14 protein-coding genes are annotated in these 16,530 nt (G+C 72.9%); 5 read left to right on the forward strand and 9 right to left on the reverse strand.

The window, feature by feature from the left end:
- Positions 1 to 111 precede the first annotated feature (111 nt).
- Positions 112 to 1,821 (reverse strand): glycerol-3-phosphate dehydrogenase/oxidase, encoded by a 1,710-nt coding sequence (locus LZ495_RS23055; protein WP_235054750.1) that lies wholly within the window; start codon positions 1,819 to 1,821, stop codon positions 112 to 114.
- A 146-nt stretch (positions 1,822 to 1,967) separates the two neighbouring features.
- Between LZ495_RS23055 and LZ495_RS23060 the strand changes: the two genes are divergently transcribed.
- The 3 genes from LZ495_RS23060 (at position 1,968) to LZ495_RS23070 (ending at position 6,527) form a co-directional block, all read left to right on the forward strand.
- Positions 1,968 to 2,957, forward strand: a complete 990-nt coding sequence (locus LZ495_RS23060; RefSeq protein ID WP_235054751.1) for an HAD-IIB family hydrolase — start codon at positions 1,968 to 1,970, stop codon at positions 2,955 to 2,957.
- A 91-nt stretch (positions 2,958 to 3,048) separates the two neighbouring features.
- Positions 3,049 to 4,650, forward strand: coding sequence for a serine/threonine-protein kinase (locus tag LZ495_RS23065; protein WP_235054752.1), 1,602 nt, complete (start codon positions 3,049 to 3,051; stop codon positions 4,648 to 4,650).
- 80 nt (positions 4,651 to 4,730) lie between these two features.
- Positions 4,731 to 6,527 carry a serine/threonine protein kinase gene (locus LZ495_RS23070; RefSeq protein WP_235054753.1) on the forward strand — a complete coding sequence of 599 codons (1,797 nt, stop codon included), beginning with the start codon at positions 4,731 to 4,733 and terminating at the stop codon, positions 6,525 to 6,527.
- 477 nt (positions 6,528 to 7,004) lie between these two features.
- On the opposite strand, the gene LZ495_RS23075 is transcribed toward LZ495_RS23070, so the two are convergent.
- The 5 genes from LZ495_RS23075 to LZ495_RS23095 form a co-directional block, all read right to left on the reverse strand.
- On the reverse strand, positions 7,005 to 8,120 hold the full coding sequence (locus tag LZ495_RS23075) for a GuaB3 family IMP dehydrogenase-related protein (RefSeq protein ID WP_235054754.1): 1,116 nt from the start codon (positions 8,118 to 8,120) through the stop codon (positions 7,005 to 7,007).
- A gap of 207 nt (positions 8,121 to 8,327) precedes the next feature.
- Positions 8,328 to 9,830, reverse strand: coding sequence for an IMP dehydrogenase (gene guaB / locus LZ495_RS23080; protein ID WP_235054755.1), 1,503 nt, complete (start codon positions 9,828 to 9,830; stop codon positions 8,328 to 8,330).
- Positions 9,831 to 10,114: 284 nt separating this feature from the next.
- Entirely contained in the window at positions 10,115 to 10,339 is a 225-nt protein-coding gene (locus LZ495_RS23085) for a hypothetical protein (protein ID WP_235054756.1), read from the reverse strand.
- A complete protein-coding gene (gene shbA, locus LZ495_RS23090; RefSeq protein ID WP_235054835.1) occupies positions 10,336 to 10,929 on the reverse strand; it encodes an RNA polymerase sigma factor ShbA in 594 nt (197 codons plus the stop codon). The genes LZ495_RS23085 and shbA overlap by 4 nt, the downstream gene beginning before the upstream one ends.
- Before the next feature lie 106 nt (positions 10,930 to 11,035).
- Positions 11,036 to 11,647: a response regulator transcription factor gene (locus LZ495_RS23095; protein WP_235054757.1), complete on the reverse strand. Its 612-nt coding sequence runs from the start codon at positions 11,645 to 11,647 to the stop codon at positions 11,036 to 11,038.
- Between the two features lie 468 nt (positions 11,648 to 12,115).
- Between LZ495_RS23095 and LZ495_RS23100 the strand changes: the two genes are divergently transcribed.
- The gene (locus tag LZ495_RS23100; RefSeq protein ID WP_235054758.1) at positions 12,116 to 12,427 is read left to right on the forward strand and encodes a WhiB family transcriptional regulator; all 312 of its coding nucleotides are present in this window, start codon (positions 12,116 to 12,118) and stop codon (positions 12,425 to 12,427) included.
- A 123-nt stretch (positions 12,428 to 12,550) separates the two neighbouring features.
- Here LZ495_RS23100 and LZ495_RS23105 read toward each other — a convergent pair whose 3' ends face one another.
- The 3 genes from LZ495_RS23105 to groES form a co-directional block, all read right to left on the reverse strand.
- The gene (locus LZ495_RS23105) at positions 12,551 to 13,360 is read right to left on the reverse strand and encodes an SDR family oxidoreductase (RefSeq protein WP_235054759.1); all 810 of its coding nucleotides are present in this window, start codon (positions 13,358 to 13,360) and stop codon (positions 12,551 to 12,553) included.
- A gap of 306 nt (positions 13,361 to 13,666) precedes the next feature.
- Positions 13,667 to 15,298, reverse strand: a complete 1,632-nt coding sequence (gene groL, locus LZ495_RS23110; RefSeq protein ID WP_235054760.1) for a chaperonin GroEL — start codon at positions 15,296 to 15,298, stop codon at positions 13,667 to 13,669.
- Positions 15,299 to 15,434: 136 nt separating this feature from the next.
- A complete protein-coding gene (groES, locus tag LZ495_RS23115; RefSeq protein WP_235054761.1) occupies positions 15,435 to 15,743 on the reverse strand; it encodes a co-chaperone GroES in 309 nt (102 codons plus the stop codon).
- 454 nt (positions 15,744 to 16,197) lie between these two features.
- Here groES and LZ495_RS23120 point away from each other — a divergent pair, with 454 nt between their 5' ends.
- A complete protein-coding gene (locus LZ495_RS23120; RefSeq protein ID WP_235054762.1) occupies positions 16,198 to 16,413 on the forward strand; it encodes a hypothetical protein in 216 nt (71 codons plus the stop codon).
- The last annotated feature ends 117 nt before the right edge of the window (positions 16,414 to 16,530 follow it).

A 16,530-nucleotide genomic window follows, 5' to 3' on the forward strand; every position in this document is an offset into this window, starting at 1 on the left:
CGTCCGGCCGTCATTTCCCGCCAAATGGCCTGACACTTCGTCAGATCAGGGCATCGCGGGACAACGGCCGGGACGACGCGCGGGGCAGTCGGGCGGCAGTCGGGCGGCCGGTCAGGCGAGCGGGACGACCTCCTCGGCGCCCATCCGGACCGCATCCGCGGTCCGGTCGTCCGGCTGCTCCTGCGACTCGCGCTCGGCCTCCACCCGCTTGAGGTAGTAGTCGACCTCGCGGCGCACCTGCTCGTCGGTCCAGCCCAGCACCGGGGCCATCAGCCGCGCGCACTCCTCGGCGACCCGCACACCGCGGTCGAACGTCTCGATCGAGATGCGGGTACGCCGGTCCAGCACGTCGTCCAGGTGCAGCGCGCCCTCGTGGGTGCAGGCGTAGACGACCTCGGCGCGCAGGTAGTCGTCGGCGCCATCCAGCGGCTGGCCGAGCCCGGCGTCCGCATCCACGAGGGCCAGCACCTCGTCGACCAGCGACCCGTAGCGGTTGAGCAGGTGCTCCACCCGGACGACGTGCAGGCCGCTGCGCGCGGCGATGGCCGCCCGGGCGTTCCAGAGCGCGTGGTAGCCCTCCGCGCCGGCCAGCGGGACCGTGTCGGTGCAGCTCGCCGCGACCTTGCGGTCCAGGCCGTGCACCGCGGCGTCGACCGCGTCGGCGGCCATCACCCGGTACGTCGTGTACTTGCCGCCGGCCACCACCACCAGGCCGGGCACCGGGTGCGCGACCGTGTGCTCGCGGGACAGCTGGCTGGTCGCGTCCGACTCGCCGCGCAGCAGCGGGCGCAGCCCGGCGTACACGCCCTCGACGTCCTCGCGGCTGAGCGGCACCGCGAGCACCGCGTTCACCCGTTCGAGCAGGTACTCGATGTCGGTGCGGCTGGCCGCCGGATGCGTCTTGTCCAGGTCCCAGTCGGTGTCCGTGGTCCCGATGATCCAGTGCCGGCCCCACGGGATCACGAACAGCACCGACTTCTCGGTGCGCAGGATCAGCCCGGTGGACGAATGGATGCGGTCCTTCGGCACCACCAGGTGGATGCCCTTGGACGCGCGCACGTGGAACTGCCCGCGCTCGCCGACCATCGCCTGGGTCTCGTCGGTCCACACGCCGGTCGCGTTGACGACCTGCCGGGCCCGGATGTCGTACGTGCGGTCCTGTTCGAGGTCGCGCACCTGCACCCCGACCACGCGCTCGCCCTCGCGCAGGAAGCCGGTCACCGAGGCCCGGGAGGCGACGTGCGCGCCGTAGCCGGCCGCGGTGCGCACCAGGGTCATGGTGTGCCGCGCGTCGTCCACCTGCGCGTCGTAGTACTGCACCGCGCCGACCAGCGCGTCCTTGCGCAGCGCGGGCGCCAGGCGCAGCGCGCGGCGGCGCGACAGGTGCCGGTGCGCGGGCAGGCCGCGGGCGTAGCCGGACGACACGCCCATGGTGTCGTACAGCGCCACCCCCGAGCCGACGTACAGCCGCTCCCAGCCGTGGTGCTGCAGCGGGTACAGGAACGGCACCGGCTTGACCAGGTGCGGAGCCAGTCGCTGGACCATCAGGCCGCGCTCCCGCAGGGCCTCCCGGACCAGCGCGAAGTCCAGCATCTCCAGGTACCGCAGCCCGCCGTGGATCAGCTTGCTGGACCGGCTGGAGGTGCCCGACGCCCAGTCCTTGGCCTCGACCAGGCCCACGCTCAGGCCGCGGGTGACCGCGTCCAGGGCCGTCCCCGCGCCGACCACGCCGCCGCCGACCACGACGACGTCCAACTCCCGCTCGGCCATCCGGTCCAGTGCGTCTTCGCGTGCCCGCAACCCCAACGCCGTGGTCCTCAACGCGCCGTCACCCGCTCCCGTTCGTGCCTGCCCGGTCCCTCCTGATCATCACCTGTGCACCGGCCCTCGGCGCGCAGGCGACACGGATCGAGCCCCGCACGGCAGCCGAGCGGAGCCCTGTCCCCGGTCCTCTATACCCCTGCCGGGTGAACTTCCCGTGTGCGGCCGCGTACCGTCGGAACACGGTCCGCCACTCGGCGTACCGCGCCGATCCCGAAGGCGCCTTCCGCGAGAGCGAGGACCGGATGCCGACGACGCCCGCCGCCGCACCGCTGATCGTGTGCGACCTCGACGGGACGCTGCTGCGCCCCGACGCGACCGCATCGGACTACACCCGTGCCGCACTCGGCCGCCTGATCGCGGCCGGCACCGCGCTGACCATCGCCACCGCACGCGGCGTACCGTCCATCCGCGCCCTGCTCGCGGGCGTCGAACTGCCGCTTCCGGTCATCGAGTTGAACGGTGCCTACATCTCCGATCCGGGCACCGGGGCGCACCTCGACCACCATACGCTCGACGCCGCGACCGCGAGCGCCGTGGTGGACTGCCTGGTTGCCGCGGGCATCGAGCCCACCCTCACCACCTGGGACGGGACCGCCGACCACGTGGACTTCGGCGCGCTGTCGAACGAGTCGGCACGCTGGTTCCACGACGAGAAGGCCGCGGCCGGCGACCCCCGACTCCGGTACTGCACCGACTTCGCCGCGCTGGCCCGCACCTCGACCGTGGCGCTCATCCGCCTCGCGGTCCCGCACGACGACGCCGAGCGCACCGCCAAGCTCCTGGACGGCGTCTGCGGCGACCGCGCGACGGTCCTCGGCATCCGCAACGACTACATCCCGGGCTGGACCGAGTTCAGCGTGCACGGCCCCACCGCCGACAAGGGCAGCGCGCTGCGCGGCCTGCGGGCCCGGATCGGCCACACCGGGCCGCTCGTGGTGTGCGGCGACCACCTCAACGACCTGCCGATGTTCGACGCCGCGGACGGCCCGGACGACCGGCGCGTGGCCCCCGCGACCGCCCACCCGGACGTCCTGGCCCGGGCGACGGATGTGGCCGGGCCGAACCACGAGGACGGAATCGCCCGTTTTCTCCTGGCCTCTTTCCTCGGCAGCGGAGAAGACCTGGCATCGTGACCGTGCGAGGGCACGGTGCGCAGCAGCCGCGGGGATGTGCCGGACGCGTCGGGATCTGTCGGTACTTGTCGGGAGAGGCACGGAGAAGCACATGGACGACGTACCGGCGGGATCGGGCAGACGCGTCTGCGACGGCCGGTTCGAGCTGCGCGAACGCCTCGGCAGCGGGGCGATGGGCACCGTGTGGCGCGCCCTGGACACCACGCTGCACCGCGAGGTCGCACTCAAGGAGGTCCGCGCCCCCGAGGGCGCGTCCGCCGAGGAGGCCGAGACCATCCGGGCCCGCGCGCTGCGCGAGGCCCGGGCCCTCGCCCGGCTGCGCAACCCGCACGTGGTGGCGATCCACCAGGTCGCCGACGACGAGCCGTTCCCGTGGATCGTCATGGAGCTGGTCCCGGGCCGCACCCTCGCCGCGGTGCTCGCCGACGGCCCGCTGGACCCGCGGACCGCGGCCGGGCTCGGCGCGGACCTCCTCGACGCCCTCACCGCCGCGCACGGCGCGGGCGTGCTGCACCGCGACGTGAAGCCCGCGAACGTGCTGGTCCGGCCGGACGGACGGGCGGTCCTGGTGGACTTCGGCATCGCCGCGGTCGAGGGCACCGCGGCGGTCACCACCACCGGGTCGTTCATCGGCACCCTGGAGTACGCGGCCCCGGAGCGCACCGCGGGCGGCGAGCCCTCGCCGGCCACCGACCTGTGGTCGCTGGGCGTCCTGCTCTGCACCGCCGTCGAAGGCCGCAACCCGTTCCGCCGGGCCAACGAGTGGGCCACGCTCGGCGCGATCGTCAACGAACCGCACCCGCCGCCGCAGCACGCGGGCGCCCTCACCCCGGTCATCGACGCGCTGCTCACCAAGGACCCGGCGCAGCGCCCGGACGCCGCGACCGTCGCCGCGGGGCTGGCGGCGGCCAGGCAGCAGGCCGATGTCCCGACGCTGCACGCCGCCCTGAGCACCGCGCCCGCGGCACACGCCTCGACCACCGGGCCCGAACCGTCCACCGACGCCGACCTGCCCACGGTCCCGGCCCGGCCCGCACCCGCCGCCCCGTCGCCGTCCGGCCGGGCACCGCGCCGCAAGCGCGCGCTGCTCGTCGGCGCCCTGGTCGCGGCGCTCCTCGCCGGCGGCGGCGTCGCGGCGTGGACGCTCACGGACGGAAGCGGCGACGGCGGCAAGAAGACCCCCCAGGCCGGCCCGACGACCCCGGCCGCCCCGGGCAGCACCGCGCCCTCGGCCCCCGCGCTGCCGGCCGGCTACGAACTGCGCACCCACGGCACGGGCTTCCAGGTCGCGGTCCCGGCCGGGTGGACGGAGGCCGCCGACAAGTCGGGCAGCCCCGTCTACGAATCCCCGGACCGCACCGCACGCCTCACGGTCCGCGTCCTGCCCGGCAACAGCGCCGACCCGTACGCGGAGCAGCAGAAGTCCCAGCGCGAGACCGCCGCTTCGCCGTCGTACCCCGGCTACGTCAACGTCGGCCTGACCCAGGGCATCCAGTCCGGGGGCACCTCGGCGACCTGGGAGTACACGTACACCCCCGCGGACGGCAAACGCCGTATCAAAGACGTCCGCTGGCGCATCGGCACGACCGGCTACAACCTGTGGATGTCCGCCCCGGACGGCAGGTCCTGGCCGCAGCACGCGCAGCACCTGGACGTCGCCCTGGCGCACTTCAAGGACACCGCCCGGCGCTGAACCCGGGGCGGCCGCACCGCCGGCGGCCCGGACCTGGCATCGTGACCGTGGGACAGTCGTGCGGCCTTGGGGAGAGGCACATGTACGAGGAAGCGCCAGGGCCCGGCAGACGCGTCTGCGACGGCCGGTTCGAACTGCGCGAACGCCTCGGCAGCGGGGCCATGGGCACGGTGTGGCGGGCCGTCGACACCATGCTGCACCGCGAGGTCGCCCTCAAAGAGGTCCGCGCGCCGCTGGACGCCTCCGCCGAAGAAGCCGCGGTCATGCACGCCCGCGCGCTGCGCGAGGCCCGCGCCCTCGCCCGGCTGCGCAACCCGCACGTGGTGACGGTCCACCAGGTGGTGGACGAAGAACCGTTCCCGTGGATCGTCATGGAACTCGTGCCGGGCCGCACCCTCGCGGCCGTACTCGCCGCGGGCCCGCTGCCCCCGCACACCGCGGCCGCGATCGGTGCCGACATCCTCGACGCACTGGCCAACGCACACGCGGCCGGTGTCCTGCACCGCGACGTCAAACCCGCGAACGTCCTGATCCAGCCGGACGGCCGGGCCGTGCTCGTCGACTTCGGCATCGCCGCCGTCGAAGGCGCGTCGTCGGTCACCGCGACCGGCTCTTTCATCGGCACTCTCGAGTACCTCGCCCCCGAACGCGCCGCCGGCCTGCAGCCCACCGCGGCGACCGACCTGTGGTCGCTCGGCGTGCTGCTGTACGTCGCGGTCGAAGGACGCAGCCCCTTCCGGCGTGCCAACCAGTGGGCCGTCATATCCGCGATCGTCAACGAGCCGCACGCGCCCGCGACCCAGGCCGGGCCGCTCGCCGGGCTGATCGACGCCCTGCTCGCCAAGGACCCGGCAGCCCGACCGGACGCCGCAGCGGTCGCCCGCGCGCTCGACGCCGCCAAACAGCCTGGCCCTGCTCCCGGCGCTGCTCCCGGCCCGGCCGCCGACCCCGGCCCGCCCGGAGCCTCGGCTGTGGCGAACGCTCCGACCACCCTGAACGCCGCGGCCGGTCCGCCCGCCCCGCCGATACCGCCCGCGGCCCCGGACCTCTCCACGGTCACCTCGGGACCGCCGCCGCGCCCCGCCTCGGCTCCGCGTATCCCGGCACCGGCACCGGTAGTGCCAGTGGTACCGGCGCCGCCGGGACGAAGACGTACGCGCAACGTCGTCGTCGCCATCGCGGCCGCCGTCCTGCTCGTCGGCGGCGGTGTCGCCGGAACGTTGGTGCTCACCTCCGGCGGCAACGGCTCCGAGGGCCGGAAGACCGGCGCCGCGGAACCCCCGTCGGCATCCACCACCGCCCCGGCGAACAGCCCCGCTCCCGGCCCCGGCGTGACGACCGGCCCACCGCCCGCAACCGCCTCGACCACGCCGGCCGGCACTCCCGCGCCCGCCACCACTCCCCCGGTGTCGACGCCTCCCGCAGGGCCGCCGACCGGCTACGAACTCCGCACCCACAGCGCCGGATTCACCGTCGCCGTACCCAAGGGCTGGAAGGAGACCCGGGACAAGTCCGGCAACCCGGCCTACGAGTCGCCGGACGGCAGTTCCCGCCTCGTGGTGCGCGTCCTGCGCGGCGACACGGCCGACCCCTACGCGGAGCAACTCCGGTCCGCGAACGAGACGCGCGCGTCGGCGTCGTACCCGGGCTACCGGCAACTCGCCCTGAACCAAGGCACCCGGGACGGCGGCCCATCGGCCACCTGGGAGTACACGTACACGGCTCCCGAGGGCAGTCGCCACCTCAAGGACATCCGCTGGCGCGTCGGCACGACGAGCTACAACCTCTGGATAGCCGCCCCCGACGGCCCCGCCTGGCCGCAGTACGCCGAGCAACTCGACATCGCCTTGGCCCACTTCCAGGACACCCGCGCCTGACACCCCCGCGATCCGCCGCCCCCGGACCCGGCACCCGCCACGGCGGCTCGCGCCCCGGTGCGTGACGCCCCGCGATCCGCCGCAGCCGCCCCGGAACCGGCGCCCGCCTCGCCCCCGGCACCCACTCCTGCCGTTCACGCCCTCGGCGGCCAGGCCCGCCGCCACGCAACAGCGGCGGGCGCGAGACTTCACGCCGGGTCGGCACACCCACGCGACGCGGGCGGAACCGGCGGACGCGCCTCGGCTCCTGCGGACCTTCCGCCCCCACTACGGCGGCTGGCGTTCCGCTGCCACCCGTCCTGCCGCCACGCGGCAGCGGCCGAACGGTGTCTCCCATCCGGGCGGCGCACGCCGACGAGCCGCAGGTCGAACCCAGGACGCTTCCAGCCCTCGTCGCTCTCTCCCCCGCCCGTCCGAAACGCGACGGCGGCCCGGTCCCCCCGCAGGGGGCCGGGCCGCCGTGGTGTGTCGTCCGACTCAGTGGGCCGGGGAGACCGTCACCTCGACCTGCTGGAACTTCTTCAGCTCGGTGTAGCCGGTCGTCGCCATCGCCCGGCGCAGGGCGCCGAAGAGGTTCATCGAGCCGTCCGAGACGTGCGACGGCCCGTTGAGCACCTCCTCCAGCGTGCCGACCGCGCCCAGGTTCATACGGCGCCCGCGCGGCAGTTCGGGGTGGTGGGCCTCGGAGCCCCAGTGCACGCCGCCGCCCGGCGCGTCCGTGGCGCGGGCCAGCGCGGAGCCGATCATGACGGCGTCCGCACCGCACGCGACCGCCTTGGCGATGTCGCCGCTGCGGCCGACGCTGCCGTCCGCGATGACGTGCACGTAGCGGCCGCCCGACTCGTCGAGGTAGTCGCGGCGGGCCTCGGCCACGTCCGCGACGGCCGTCGCCATCGGCACCGCGACGCCCAGCACGCCGCGCGTGGTGTGCGCCGCGCCGCCGCCGAAGCCGACCAGCACGCCGGCCGCGCCGGTGCGCATGAGGTGCAGCGCGCCCTGGTAGGTCGCGCAGCCGCCGACGATGACCGGCACGTCGAGGTCGTAGATGAACTGCTTGAGGTTCAGCGGCTCGGCGCGCCCGGAGACGTGCTCGGCGGACACCGTGGTGCCGCGGATCACGAAGATGTCCACGCCCGCGTCGATCACGGCCTTGTGGTACTGCGCGGTGCGCTGCGGCGAGAGCGCCGCCGCGGTCACCACACCCGCGTCGCGGATCTGCTTGATGCGCTCGCCGATCAGCTCGGCCTTGATCGGCTCCGCGTAGATCTCCTGCATGCGCCGGGTGGCGGAGGCCTCGTCGAGCGTGCCGATCTCCTGGAGCAGCGCGGTCGGGTCCTCGTAGCGGGTCCACAGGCCTTCGAGGTTGAGCACCCCGAGGCCGCCCATCCGGCCCACCGCGATCGCCGTCTCCGGCGAGACCACACTGTCCATCGGCGCGGTCAGGAACGGCAGCTCGAACCGGTACGCATCGATCTGCCAGGCGATCGAGACCTCTTCGGGGTCCCGGGTGCGCCGGCTCGGGACGATGGCGACGTCGTCGAAGTGGAAGGCACGCCGTCCGCGCTTGCCTCGACCGATCTCGACCTCAGTCACGTTGCGCCTCTCCTGCCGTTCTCGGGTGCTCGGCGTCCGGTCGGACCGCCGAGCGGACGTACCGCCGGTCCGCGCGGGCCTGTCGTGGGGACAGCCGCCCGTGCGGTGCGCGGTTTCGGGCCGCCGTTCATACGACAGGCCCGCGGACAAGCGTACGGGGCGGCCCGGAACCTCAGGTTCCCGACCGCCCCGGACGGAAAACTCCGGTCAGCGCGACGAGTAGTTCGGCGCCTCGACCGTCATGTTGATGTCGTGCGGGTGCGACTCGCGCAGGCCGGCCGAGGTGATCCGGACGAAACGCCCGCGCACCTTGAGCTCGGGGACCGTCGGCGCGCCCGCGTACCCCATCGAGGCCCGCAGGCCGCCGATGAGCTGGTGCGCGACCGCGGACAGCGGGCCGCGGTACGGCACCTGGCCCTCGATGCCCTCGGGGACGAGCTTGTCCTCGGAGAGCACGTCGTCCTGGAAGTAGCGGTCCTTGGAGAACGACTTGGCCTGGCCGCGCGACTGCATGGCGCCCAGCGAGCCCATGCCGCGGTAGCTCTTGAACTGCTTGCCGTTGATGAAGATCAGCTCGCCGGGGCTCTCCTCGCAGCCCGCGAGCAGGCTGCCCAGCATGACCGTGTCGGCGCCCGCGGCGATCGCCTTGGCGATGTCGCCGGAGTACTGCAGGCCGCCGTCGCCGATGACCGGGACGCCCGCCGGGCCGCATGCGAGCGAGGCCTCGTAGATGGCGGTGACCTGCGGCGCGCCGACGCCGGCGATGACGCGGGTGGTGCAGATCGAGCCGGGGCCGACGCCGACCTTGACGCCGTCCACGCCCGCGTCGATCAGCGCCTGGGCGCCGTCCCGGGTGGCGACGTTGCCGCCGATGACGTCGACCTTGGTGTTGGCCTTGACCTTGGCGATCATGTCCAGCACGCCGCGCGAGTGGCCGTGCGCGCTGTCCACCACGATGAAGTCGACGCCCGCCTCGACCAGCGCCTGCACGCGGCGGAAGCTGTCCTCGCCGGTGCCGACCGCGGCACCGACGACCAGGCGACCGTCCGCGTCCTTGGTGGCGTTGGGGTACTTCTCGCTCTTGACGAAGTCCTTGACGGTGATCAGGCCCTTGAGCCGGCCCGCGTCGTCGATCAGCGGCAGCTTCTCGACCTTGTGGCGGCGCAGGAGCTCCATCGCCTCCTCGCCGGCGATCCCCACCGGTCCGGTGACCAGCGGCATCGGCGTCATGACCTCGCGGACCTTGCGCGCGTGGTCGACCTCGAAGCGCAGGTCGCGGTTGGTGACGATGCCGAGCAGGCGGCCGTTCTCGTCGGTGACCGGGACGCCGCTGATGCGGTAGCGCCCGCACAGCTCGTCGGCCTCGCGCAGCGTGGCGTCCGGACCGATGGTGATCGGGTCGATGACCATGCCGGCCTCGGACCGCTTGACCAGGTCGACCTGGCCGGCCTGGTCCTCGATCGACAGGTTGCGGTGCAGCACGCCGACGCCGCCCTGGCGGGCCATCGCGATGGCCATGCGGGACTCGGTGACGGTGTCCATCGCGGACGACAGCAGCGGGATGCGCACGGTGATGTTGCGCGTGACCCGCGACGCGGTGTCGACCTCGCTCGGCACGACGTCCGACGCACCCGGCAGCAGCAGGACGTCGTCGTAGGTCAGCCCGAGCATCGCGAACTTCTCGGGTACGCCGTCGGCCGTGAGACTCATGACACCTTCCGGTTCCGGTTCGAAGTCATCGCCGCTGCCGGTCCCGCACGGGATCCGGTCGGCGAGCCGGCCGAGTGGTTCGGCCGGTTCGACACTTTCGACACTGCGGCCGCCCTCCGCCGCACGGGCGAGGGAAAACGACGACTCCGCCGGTGAGCCCGCCGTCCATGCCGGAACAGCGGCCCCGGTGGTGTGCCAAAGGGATGGCCCCCCATGCTACTCGGCTCCGACGGGCCTTGGACCCAGGACCGCCCGGCCGCCGGGACCCGCCGCCCCGGACCGGGTCAGCAGCGCTCGCCGACCGGGCGGCGGCCCGCCGGATTCGCGTCCACCTCGGCGAGCAGCGCCTGGAAGAGCCGGGACACCCGGTCCCCGGAAGTACGCGCGGACCGGCGGCGCAGCGTCTCCACGAACTCGTCGTCGCGGCGCAGGAGCCCCAGATCGGCGAGCGCCCGCGGGGTCGGCGGGCCGACCCGCAACTTCCGCATCCCGGGGATCCCTGCGTTCACGCGGTCATCTCCTCCTCGGCCAGCGCGCGGAGCCGGGACAGCGCCCGGTGCTGCGCGACCCGCACGGCGCCCGGCGACATGCCCATGGCGCGGCCGGTCTCCTCCGCGGACAGGCCCACGGCGACCCGCAGGACGAGGAGTTCACGCAGGTTGTCGGGCAGCCGGCCGAGCAGCGCGCGGGCCTGGGCGGCGTCGCTGCGCCGCACCACCTGGTCCTCGGGACCCGGGTAGTCGTCGATGGCCTCGGGCAGATCGCAGGTCGGCACCGCGGCGCGGACCGCGGCCCGCTGCACGTCGACCACCTTGTGCGCGGCGATGCCGAAGACGAACGCCTCGAACGGGCGCCCCTCGTCGCGGTAGCGCGGCAGTGCGGACAGCACCGCGAGGCACACTTCCTGGGCCGCGTCGTCCGCGGCATGCTCGGCGCCGGGCACCCGGCCGAGCCTCGCCCGGCAGTACCGCAGCACCAGCGGGCGCACGTATGCCAGGAGTTCGTCGGTGGCCTGCAGGTCCCCCTGGACAGCCCGGACGACCACGGCACGCATGCCGTCGTCTGCCCGGCTGTCGGCCCTGTCCGGTCTGTCCGGCATGCGCTCGGCGATCCCGCCCATGAGATTCAGTATGCCGGGCCGCGGACCCTGCGGTTCGCCCCGGTCGTCCCGGAGGCCTCCCGCAGGGCCGTGATCCCTCGGCGAATCAGCGCACGAGGCCCCATCGGAAGCCCAGTGCGACCGCGTGCGCGCGGTCCGAGGCGCCGAGCTTCTTGAACAGCCGGCGCGCGTGCGTCTTGACGGTGTCCTCGGACAGGAACAGCTCGCGGCCGATCTCCGCGTTGCTCCGGCCGTGGCTCATGCCCTCGAGGACCTGGATCTCCCGGGCCGTGAGGGTCGGCGCGACGCCCATGTCCGCGGAGCGGAGCCGGCGCGGGGCCAGCCGCCACGTCGGGTCGGCGAGCGCCTGCGAGACGGTGGCGCGCAGTTCCGCGCGCGACGCGTCCTTGTGCAGGTAGCCGCGGGCACCCGCGGCGACCGCGAGGGCCACGCCGTCGAGGTCCTCGGCCATCGTCAGCATGATCACCCGGGCCCCCGGGTCGCCGGCCAGCAGCCGCCGTACGGCCTCCACACCGCCGAGCCCGGGCATGCGCACGTCCATGAGCACGAGGTCGGAGCGCTCGGCGCCCCAGCGGCGCAGCACCTCCTCGCCGCTCGTGGCGGTCGTCACCCGCTCGACGCCGGGCACCGTGGCCACCGCGCGCCGCAGCGTCTCCCGAACCAGCGGGGAATCGTCGCAGACCAGGACGGTCGTCATCGCCGGCCTCCGCAGCAGATCCGCGTCACGTTGAGCCTCCACGCCTGTACGTTCCGTTGCCTTCGCGATCGGTGATCAAAAAGTGTGGCCCGCCCGCCCTGTGCACGGGAGCCGAACCGCCGACCGCCTCATTCATCACCAACGACCGTCACCCGAAAGGGTTACGGGGTCGAGTCGCGGGTAGTTCGGGGACCTTCGGCCCGCCGCTACCACAACGAGCCGACCCCATCGGAGGGCACGCCGACGCGGTGACCTTTCCGAGCGACACGCGCTCACCCGCCAGAGGCACATATTTTTTACTGGTTTTCGCGCATAAGACCGATATATGCATGGAACTGATCATTCTGTGGCACTTTCGCACCATCGTTTGATCGCATGGTCATGCCACCTCTTGCGGAGCGATCCGCACAGTGACCGTGACGGCACAGGTACGACCCTGCAATTGCCCCTGAACCCGAGGGACGACTCATGGCTGATTTCTCACGGCTCCCCGGCCCGAACGCCGACCTGTGGGACTGGCAGTTGTCCGCCGCCTGCCGAGGTGTCGACAGCGCGCTGTTCTTCCACCCGGAGGGCGAACGCGGCGCGGCGAGGGTCGCGCGGGAGGCTGCGGCCAAGGAGGTGTGCCAGCGCTGCCCGGTCCGCATGCAGTGCGCGCAACACGCGCTCGCGGTACGCGAACCTTACGGCGTCTGGGGCGGCCTCACCGAGGACGACCGCGTCGAAATGGACGGCAGGCGCCGGATGCTCAACAGGACCGATGTGACCACCGCGGGGTGACCCGCAGATGACGGTGCCCCCGTCCCGAGGATTCGGGACGGGGGCACCGTCATCCTGCGCGGAGCGGGGGCCGGGGCCGGCACGACACGTGTCGTACGCGGCCGCGGCACCGGGCCGCCGGCCTCACATGCCGAAGGCGGACAGGTCCAGCTCCCACATCGCGGGCCAGTCCTTGCCGCGCAGCAGCGCGTCGGTGCCGCCGTCCGAGAAGACCACCGAGCCGACGAAGAACGTCGACTCCGGGCCGAGCAGGAACGCGGTGAGCGCCGCGATCTCCTCCGGGCGGCCGCCGCGGCCGATCGGCAGCGGGAACATCTTCATGCCCTCGGCGGTCAGCGGGTCGACCTTGCCCGCCGCGGTCATCGGGGTCTCGATGAGGCCCGGGGCGATCGCGTTGAGGCGGATGCCCGCGCCGATCCACTCCTCCGAGACGCCCTTCGTGCGCACGTAGTACGCCAGCGCCGCCTTGGCCGCCGGGTACGAGCCCAGCGGATCCTTGTCGGCCGCCTCGCGCGCCGCTGCCTCGTCGCCGGCCAGGCACAGCTCGGCCAGCTCCACCGGCCAGTTCGGCTGGCACGTCGTGGAGTTCGAGCTCACCAGCACGACCGACGGCTTCTCGGCCTTGGCCAGCAGCGGGCGCAGGCCTTCGAGCAGCACGATCGCGCCGAAGTAGTTCACCGACACCATCAGCGAACCGGGGCGGCCGGTCGCCGCGGCCAGGCCCGCGAACGGCGCGAAGCCGTCCAGGGAGTCCCCGGCGAGCTCGGTGATCCGCTCGACCGCCTCGGCGCGCCCCTCGGCCGTGGACAGGTCCACGTTCACGTCGCTGCCCTGCAGGTCGACGCCGATGACCCGGTGCCCGTCCGCCTCCAGACGGGCCTTGGTGGCCGCCCCGAGGCCCGAAGCCGCACCAGTGATCGCGTACGTACCCATGGTTCTCCCTTGTTCTTGGCCGTTGGCCGCCGAACCCTGCCGCAGCGGTGTTCTGACGCAACGTCAGGCGCGGCACTGCCTGCACTTTCGCAGAACGCGTCCGCACCTGGAAGGACCCCGCGCTGTGACGCTCACCAGGTACGCGAACGGGCCCGGCCCCCGAAGGGGACCGGGCCCGCAAGCTCGGTGCAGACGTACCACGCGCCCGCGGCCGGCCGGGCCGACCACTGCGCCGCGACCGCCGGGCGGACCCGGCAGCTACGTACGTCCGAACCTATCTACGCCAGTACCGATGCGATGTCCGCGTCAGTGGCTGTGGCCGTGGCCGCCGTGGCTGTGGCCGTGCGAGGCCTCGGCCTCGGCCGGCTTCTCGACGACCAGCGACTCGGTGGTGAGCAGCAGCGACGCGATCGACGCGGCGTTCTGCAGCGCGGAGCGGGTGACCTTGACCGGGTCGATGACGCCGGCCTTCAGCAGGTCGCCGTACTCGCCGGAGGCCGCGTTGAAGCCGTGGCCGACCTCGAGCTCCTGCACCTTGTTGACGATGACGTAGCCCTCGAGGCCCGCGTTCTCGGCGATCCAGCGCAGCGGCTCGACCATCGCGCGGCGCACCACGGAGACGCCGGTGGCGACGTCGCCGGACAGGCCGAGGTTGCCCTCCAGCACCGAGGAGGCGTGCACGAGAGCGGCGCCGCCGCCCGCGACGATGCCCTCCTCGATGGCCGCACGGGTCGCGGAGACCGCGTCCTCCAGACGGTGCTTCTTCTCCTTGAGCTCGACCTCGGTGGCCGCACCCACGCGGATCACGCACACGCCGCCGGCCAGCTTCGCGAGGCGCTCCTGGAGCTTCTCGCGGTCCCAGTCGGAGTCGGTGTTCTCGATCTCGGCCTTGATCTGGCGCACCCGGTCGGCGATCTTGTCCGACTCGCCGGCCCCGTCCACGACCGTGGTCGCGTCCTTGGTGATGGTCACGCGGCGCGCGGTGCCGAGCACCTCGAGACCGGCCTGGTCCAGCTTGAGGCCGACCTCGGGGGCGATGACCTGGCCGCCGGTCAGGATGGCCATGTCCTCCAGCATCGCCTTGCGGCGGTCGCCGAAGCCCGGGGCCTTGACCGCGACGGCGTTGAACGTGCCGCGGATCTTGTTGACCACCAGGGTGGAGAGCGCCTCGCCCTCGATGTCCTCGGCGACGATCAGCAGCGGCTTGTTGCCACCCGCCTGGATGATCTTCTCGAGGATCGGGAGGAGCTCGGAGATCGCCGAGATCTTGCCCTGGTTGATGAGGATGTAGGGCTCCTCCAGGACCGCTTCCATGCGCTCCTGGTCGGTCACCATGTACGGCGACAGGTAGCCCTTGTCGAACTGCAGGCCCTCGGTGAACTCCAGCTCCAGGCCCATGGTGTTCGACTCTTCGACGGTGATGACACCGTCCTTGCCGACCTTGTCCATGGCCTCGGCGATGAGCTCGCCGATCTGGCGGTCCTGGGCGGACAGCGCGGCGACGTTGGCGATGTCCTCCTTGCCGTCGATCGCGCGGGCGGTGCCGAGCAGCTCGTCCGACACGGCCTTGACCGCGGCGTCGATGCCCTTCTTGAGGTCCATCGGCGCGGCGCCGGCCGCGACGTTGCGCAGGCCCTCGCGTACCAGGGCCTGGGCCAGCACGGTCGCGGTGGTGGTGCCGTCACCCGCGATGTCGTTGGTCTTGGTCGCCACCTCCTTCGCGAGCTGCGCGCCGAGGTTCTCGTACGGGTCGTCGAGCTCGACCTCGCGGGCGATGGTCACGCCGTCGTTGGTGATGGTCGGCGCGCCGAACTTCTTGTCGATGACGACGTTGCGGCCCTTGGGGCCGATCGTCACCTTGACCGCGTCCGCGAGCGCGTTGACGCCGCGCTCCAGCGAACGGCGGGCGTGCTCGTCGAACTGCAGAATCTTGGGCATGGGATGTGAGTCCTCTGTTCCTGGTCCTCTACGGCTGTGCGTGGCGCACGCAACGACACCGCCCCGGGCGCCCCAGTCGGGGTGCCCGGGGCGGGTCGCTGAATCAGCGGCCCGGGTTCATCCCCGGGCCGCGATGTCACTTCTCGATGATCGCGAGAACGTCGCGCGCCGAGAGGACGAGGTACTCCTCGCCGTTGTACTTCACCTCGGTGCCGCCGTACTTGCTGTACAGGACAACGTCGCCGACCTTCACGTCGAGCGGCAGGCGCTGCCCGTCCTCGAAGCGGCCCGGGCCGACGGCCAGGACGACGCCCTCCTGGGGCTTCTCCTTCGCCGTGTCCGGAATGACCAGGCCCGAGGCCGTGGTCTGCTCGGCTTCGAGCGTCTGGACCACGATGCGGTCCTCAAGCGGCTTGATGGCAACCTTGGTGCTGGCGGTCGTCACGATCCGACCTCCCCCTTCGGAGATCTCACGGGGTAATTGTCAGGTGGCGACCAGGTAAGCCCGTCGTCGCGGGTGCCGGACCTGCCCGTCGCGTGTTGGCACACTCATAGGGAGAGTGCCAATCACAGACCCTAAGGTCCGCTTAGCACTCCGTCAACTAGAGTGCCAATCATCGGGGCCTCGGTCCCACCTGCGGGGGAACGCGGAGCCCTTTCAGGGGGCGATTCCGTGGAGCTCTCGCCGGGCCGTGATCACGCCGGACGACTGCGGCAAAGCGGCCTCCCTGTCCCCTGATTTGGAGCCCCGCCACCGGGTCGTGGCGTCGGCGTGTGCGCCGGGGGGCGTGGGGCGAGTCCGGCAACTTCCTGGTGTTCATGCGGAGTTCATCGGGGCGCAGTGGCCTGCCGGCCAGGCCGGGCGATCATGGGAGGTCCAGCAGAATCGGGGAGGTCCTGTGGACGTGTCGGTGCTGGTCTTTGCCGGGGTTGTCGCGGTCGCCGCGGTCGCCGTGCTCGTGGTGTGGGCGGTCAGGTCGCCCGAGCGGGCCGCGGCCGGAGACTCCGGGCTGCAGCGTGTCGGAGACGCGCCGGTCGGCAGCGGGGAGGCTGCGGAGCGGGCGGCGGGGGCCACCGCCTGGATGCGCGGCGGCGGGGGCGGCGGGGGAATTTAGGCCGGGGCGGGATCTGCCGGAGTCGGCTCGGGGGTGGTGGGAGTCCCCCGCGCCGCGACCGGGGCGGCCGGCCTCGGGCCGTCCGGTGCGGGGTGCGGGGTCCGCGCAGCGAGAATG

The sequence above is a fragment of the Yinghuangia soli genome, assembly GCF_021502675.1.
GTDB classification, from domain to species: domain Bacteria; phylum Actinomycetota; class Actinomycetes; order Streptomycetales; family Streptomycetaceae; genus Yinghuangia; species Yinghuangia soli.